The organism is uncultured Methanobrevibacter sp. (assembly GCF_902774605.1).
GTDB lineage: Archaea > Methanobacteriota > Methanobacteria > Methanobacteriales > Methanobacteriaceae > Methanocatella.
The window spans coordinates 1-5495 of sequence record NZ_CACYJE010000082.1 but is presented as its reverse complement, the minus strand read 5'-3'; the positions used below and the strand labels follow the sequence as shown (position 1 = coordinate 5495).

Genomic DNA, 5495 nt, shown 5'->3' with positions numbered 1-5495 from the left:
ACTTTAATCAAAGAACAACCATTAGTAATAAATTAATTTTAAAAATGATAAATTCTTAAAGGATAGTACACTAAAATACAATTTAATATTTTCATAATACTGATTTAAAGTATTATAATGAAATTCTTAAATTGACGGCATTGCTTATTTTAGTACAAATTTTAATATACTTGAAACATATATACTAATATGGAACTGAAAAATTTTTTTAGAAATTCCTCAAACAAGATTTACAATCATAATATGGATTTGCTTGAGGATTATGATTTAATCACTCCATTGGGTTCGCCGAATAAGCTTTTTTTAAAATTCCTCAATTCAAAGAACCTTAAAATCAAGGAGGATGAACTCACTAGTGAATTGATTGAAGAGTTTGAAGGTTCCATCGATTCAATCAACCTCAGGCTGGCCAAAAACCAGCGGGAAAAGGAGACAATCTTCAGACAGGAAAAGGTATGGATCAACATTCTCATTGACGATGAGTGGGTTGGAAGCGACCTGATGCTTGAGCATGACGGAGTCACCATTGAAAGGACCGGCGAGAAGCTGCTCTATACTGAGATGGTTGAAATCACCATCGACGAGGGAGGATGGTCCAAAAAAAGGATTGTCATAGACACTTATGATGACGAGTTCATATTTGAAATCAATGAGACCAAGGCGGTTCCCCTAAAGGAGATTCTTGAGGACAATATTGAAAACCAGACTCATGACGAGTTTGATGACCTGCTTGAAATGTATGCATTGTTTGATAAGGGAAAGATTTCCGAAGAGGAACTGGAGGTCCGCAAGGCCTTGATTTACAGTGACGACAGGTACTGCACCGAGTGCGGAATCAAGCTTGACCCGGATTCCCAGTACTGCTCACACTGCGGGCACAGGGTTGACGATTAAATCAAATACTCCATAGATAATAATGAATCATTATCTCAAAAGCACCGGTTTAACCAGTCAACATTATCATTATTTTAAACGAAGGTTTCAAATAATCTGTTTTTCAACCGGTTGATGTGGATTCAACGCTTCGATTTTCAGGATAAACATCCAGTTTCACCATAAGATAATCACAACTTTTATATGCGATGAGAATGTAATAATAATGTACCAACATTATAATAGGAGGAATCAACCATGACCAATAAGGAAATTCGCGAAGAATTAAACGAAGCTAAAAAATTATACAAGGCCAAGAAATACGATGAGGCCCTGACTATTTATGAAAGACACTATAACGAGTCACCTGAAGCATTGAACAACTGGGACAGGATATTCTACAGCTGGAGCCTGTACCAGCTCTACATCAAGGATGCATATGACGAGGACAAGCTATACGAGTCAGCAGAACTTGTCACTGAACTGGTCAGGCAGGATGACCTGAACAAGAGGCCGGTGTGCGCATACACCCAGACAGTCTTCAAGGTACTTGACCAGCTCTATGCGGAAAATGACTACTATGACCTTCTCGCATGGCTCGACAAGATCAACCCCGAACTCCTAGACCAGAAGAGGTTCGAGACAGAGGATAGGGTGTACCGCTCCAAAAAGGAAAAGTACTATGACTATGCCACCAAGGCCTACTTTGAAGTTGAGGACTATGAGAAATGCATAGAAACCTCCAAGGAAGCGCTGGAGAGTCTTGATGTCTTCACCAACAACAGTGACATATGGTATAATTGGAGAATAGCCAAGTCATATAGGGAACTTCTTGACAACAGTGAGGCATTAAGGTATCTTGAGGAAGTGGCCAAGGTCAAGAAGGACTGGTTTGTCCAAAAGGAAATTGCTGAAAACTATTATGTCCTCGGTGAGGATGAAAAGGCGCAGGATTACATCTGCGAAGCCGTCCTGACCAATGACCCGTTAACCATAAAGGTCAACCTGTACCATCTGGCCTATAAGATCCTGAAGGAAATCAACCCGGAACTGGCATTGAAGCATGCCGAACTATTCTGTGCCATCAAGCTGGAGAATGATTCAAAAGTCCCTGATGATATTGAAGAGTTATTGATTGACGAGGAAACATTGGACAAGAATGCTTTGGAAAGTGAAATAAGACAATACTGGACCATGTACAAGTTCAAGGACCAGGAACTTAAAAATGGTACAGTCACCAGGATATTCGAGCACGGACGCTCAGGTTTCATAACCTCAGACGATGACGAGTCCGTATACTTCAACGTCTCCGAATACAAGGGGGATGACTTGAAGGTTGGTGATTACGTGTCATTCTACACTGAAAAAAGCTTTGACAAGTCAAAGAATCGTGAATCAACACGCGCCGTCAATATCAGGAGCGCATTATAAGATGGCCCGTGGAGGATATTTCCAGGGCGACGATTGGGTTGAGTACTCATCAGGCCCCCTAAGCGAGTCAACTGCAACATCACAGAAGGAAATGCGAAAGCAGGATACAGTCAAATGCCCAAGGTGCAACAGGATAGTGCCCCTCAAAAGGGTTTGCATATTCTGCGACAACATACTTTTAAAGGAGGAATAATAACCATGACAACCACACTATTCGATTTTCTAAAGAACTTCAACAGCGAAGCGTATGAGATAGCATTGCAGATTGAGGATGAGGTGACAACCTCTCCCGCTTCAATCAAGACCTATGCCACCACTTTTCTTGAGTGCATAGTGATGGACATGCTCGTTAAATCCGGAAACGGGAACATCAACCCGATGGCGACCTTCACGGCTAAGGTTAAGAAGCTGTCAATGTTCAATGTCATCAAGTACTCATTCGAGACACAATTGCTGAACGCATATAAGCTGAGAAACACTGCCCATTACTCCTTGAAAAAGACCGCAGAGGAGGACAGGCGCCTGGCTTTGGAATTGTATGAGAAGCTCTTCCATATAGCCTGGAGGTACTTTGACGAGTTCGGGGGAAACGAGTACGGATATCTTGGAAAGCCGAAGTATGTTGCGCCCTTTAGGGAAAACGATGACAAGGAACTTGTCGAGGTCCCCAACATTGAGAGGATGGAGAAGATCTATGACCATTGCATCATCTGTGGGCGCAGGAACAATTCACATTACCATAACCTCTGCAGCGACTGCAACAACAGGATAGAGCATGTTGAGGATGTAATCAACCTCAAGAACCATTTCGAGGACAGGTTCAACAAGCGCCATATTGTTGATTTGGGCTATTCCAAACCATACAGTGACGCGCTCATCAGGGAACTGCTCAATGAGGGCCTGATCACTAAAATCGACAAGTCATACGAGTTCAATGACGAGGCTTTCAAGGATTACCTTGATGAGATTGAAATGTATGGTGAAATTGAGGAGGTTCTCTCGGAGTTCGCCAGTGGAAAGCTGACATTGAGGGACATGAAGAGCACTGACTATTACCTGAAGGGGATGAAGTCAATAAGGCCCTTCACCCAACTGTATAGGATTGTAAGCGATGCAGTGTTCAGGGAGTTCATCTCACAGTTGGCATTGGGCATTGAGATTGAGGACATCATAAGCAACACCACAATCACACATGAGGAGATAACCTCATGGTACGCAGAACAGTTGAGATTGCTTGAGCGTGGCGTTAAAAACGATGATTTCTTGAACCTCCCCGCCTTTTTAGAAGGCGGGGATTCGCAAACCTATAAACATTTAATGTTTTTAGGATATTTTACTGCACCGTAGTCCCTACGATTTCTAATCCTTTGTTAAGGATGTTTTTTGCGGCGTTTATGTCTCGGTTATGATGTGTTTTGCAGTGTGGACATTCCCAATCTCGTATTCCTAAATTTCGCAGTCCGCTCATGTTATCGTTTCTTTCGCCGCATTCGCTGCAGATTTGTGTTGAAGGAAAATTTCGGGGAACTTTGATGAATTCCACATCATTCCATAAACATTTGTATTCCAGTTTATCCATGAAGATACGTGGAGCATTTAATTGTAGTTTTCTGCTTAAGTATTTGTTGTGTTTCCATGCAATGATATTTTCGTTTTGAACTGCAATAAAAGATGAATTTTTAACAATATATGCTGTTACTTTATTGTAGTAGTCATTGCGTTTGTTTACTAGTTTTTTCATCCATAAATTGTATAATCTTTGTGCTTCATTGTGTCTTATGGATCCTGGTTGTGTGTGGCTCATTTTTTGTTGATATTGGATGATTTTATTCGCTTCCGTTGTCAGGTCAAGATTGGGTATCTCTTGTCCGTTGGAAAGTGATGCTAGTTTGCTGCATCCGATGTCAATGCCAATTTGTTGTCGTGGTCCGATGATTTCCTGTGGTATATATAATTCTGTGATGTTGAAAACTGCATAGTATTCGTTGTTTACTTTTTTGATGGTTATGTGCTTGATTTCTACAGTGGGATCATCGGGGTTGCTTCCTTTTCGAAGTAATTCTCGGTATTCTTTGCTGGTTTTAAATTTTACCAGACCTAATTTTGGCAATTTTATTTTATCGTACCCGTATTTGTCTTTTTGTATTCGTAGATTGTCATTGTTATTCATTATTCTGAAAGTGTCTTTTTGATTTTTTTTGGTTTTCAATACAGGATAGTTGGATTTTAAACTAGAATCATCATATCGTTTAAAAGCAAGGATAAGGTTTCTTTGAGATTGTTGTCTGCTGCTGGATTCGGCTTTTTCCAGGAACGGATATTCTTGTCTTAGCATGTTTAAAATGATGCTGCAGGAGGTATCGTTGACAATTACATGATCTTCATAACCGTATTGGAGTAATAAGTTTCTAAAGTAATTTATAAATTCCAATTCCTTATTATAAATGAAGCGGTATATGCCGATATTGGACTCTATTTTGCTTATATTGGCAAGTTTTTCTCCTTTATCATTTTTTTCTGCTATGGCAGGATAAATTCGAATTTCCAGATTCTTTTTAATAGTATTCATACTTGACAAAGAAACCACTTTTTTTCCACTTTTATTACAAATGAGATAATATACTATCGGAGGTAATGGCATATAAACTTTCACCGAGAGCGTCTGATAAGTAATATTAGCACTAAAAAAAAATAATTGGTGAATTGTGTATTATTTTTTCCTTTGTCTTTCAATATACTTTCGTATAGTTTCTATATTTACCCCACCAGAGGTAGTGATAAAATAACCGGTTTTCCAAAAAGCACTCTTCCAAAGAAACCGTTTAATAGTCGGATAGTCTCTTTTAATAATCCTGCTGCTAGCAGTTTTATATGCATTAATAAACTTAACTAGATTTGTGCTAGGCATAGCATCAAATAGCACATGAATATGATCAGCCTCCCAATTAGACTCTATAATCTCAACACCATACATACTACCAATATTTGAAAATATAACCCATCAAAGAATCAAAAATATTCTGATTAATCACTTTCCTACGATATTTAATAACCAACACCAAATGAAAAGTTAACTTGTATACTGAATGCTGATTCCTATTCAATTCTAGTCATAATAATACAATATAATCAAAAAACCTTTTATTACAAACGCATACCAATATTGACACACACTTGTAAAAAAAAAATCA

Annotated in this window: 5 protein-coding genes and 1 pseudogene; 4 read left to right on the top strand and 2 right to left on the bottom strand. The window is 39.1% G+C overall.

The window, feature by feature from the left end:
- Positions 1-189 precede the first annotated feature (189 nt).
- The 4 genes from QZU77_RS10285 to QZU77_RS10270 all read left to right on the top strand — a co-directional run bounded on the left by QZU77_RS10285 (position 190) and on the right by QZU77_RS10270 (position 3651).
- A complete protein-coding gene (locus tag QZU77_RS10285) occupies positions 190-894 on the top strand; it encodes a zinc ribbon domain-containing protein (protein WP_295603796.1) in 705 nt (234 codons plus the stop codon).
- Positions 895-1131: 237 nt separating this feature from the next.
- Positions 1132-2304, top strand: coding sequence for a hypothetical protein (locus QZU77_RS10280; protein ID WP_295603794.1), 1173 nt, complete (start codon positions 1132-1134; stop codon positions 2302-2304).
- Positions 2246-2497 carry a hypothetical protein gene (locus QZU77_RS10275; RefSeq protein WP_295603792.1) on the top strand — a complete coding sequence of 84 codons (252 nt, stop codon included), beginning with the start codon at positions 2246-2248 and terminating at the stop codon, positions 2495-2497. Before QZU77_RS10280 ends, QZU77_RS10275 begins: the two co-directional genes overlap by 59 nt.
- A 5-nt stretch (positions 2498-2502) precedes the next feature.
- Entirely contained in the window at positions 2503-3651 is a 1149-nt protein-coding gene (locus tag QZU77_RS10270) for a hypothetical protein (RefSeq protein WP_295603790.1), read from the top strand.
- Here the strand turns inward: QZU77_RS10270 and QZU77_RS10265 are convergent.
- Entirely contained in the window at positions 3638-4873 is a 1236-nt protein-coding gene (locus QZU77_RS10265) for an RNA-guided endonuclease TnpB family protein (RefSeq protein WP_295603798.1), read from the bottom strand. The two genes, QZU77_RS10270 and QZU77_RS10265, sit on opposite strands and share 14 nt — an antisense overlap.
- Positions 4874-5014: 141 nt before the next feature.
- Positions 5015-5408 (bottom strand): annotated as a pseudogene (gene tnpA / locus QZU77_RS10260) (IS200/IS605 family transposase).
- Positions 5409-5495 lie beyond the last annotated feature (87 nt).

Bases quoted from the DNA above. Each gene is read 5' to 3' on its own strand.
- QZU77_RS10285 (WP_295603796.1), top strand. From the start codon at position 190: ATGGAACTGAAAAATTTTTTTAGAAATTCCTCAAACAAGATTTACAAT.
- QZU77_RS10280 (WP_295603794.1), top strand. From the start codon at position 1,132: ATGACCAATAAGGAAATTCGCGAAGAATTAAACGAAGCTAAAAAATTA.
- QZU77_RS10270 (WP_295603790.1), top strand. From the start codon at position 2,503: ATGACAACCACACTATTCGATTTTCTAAAGAACTTCAACAGCGAAGCG.
- QZU77_RS10265 (WP_295603798.1), bottom strand. From the start codon at position 4,873: ATGAATACTATTAAAAAGAATCTGGAAATTCGAATTTATCCTGCCATA.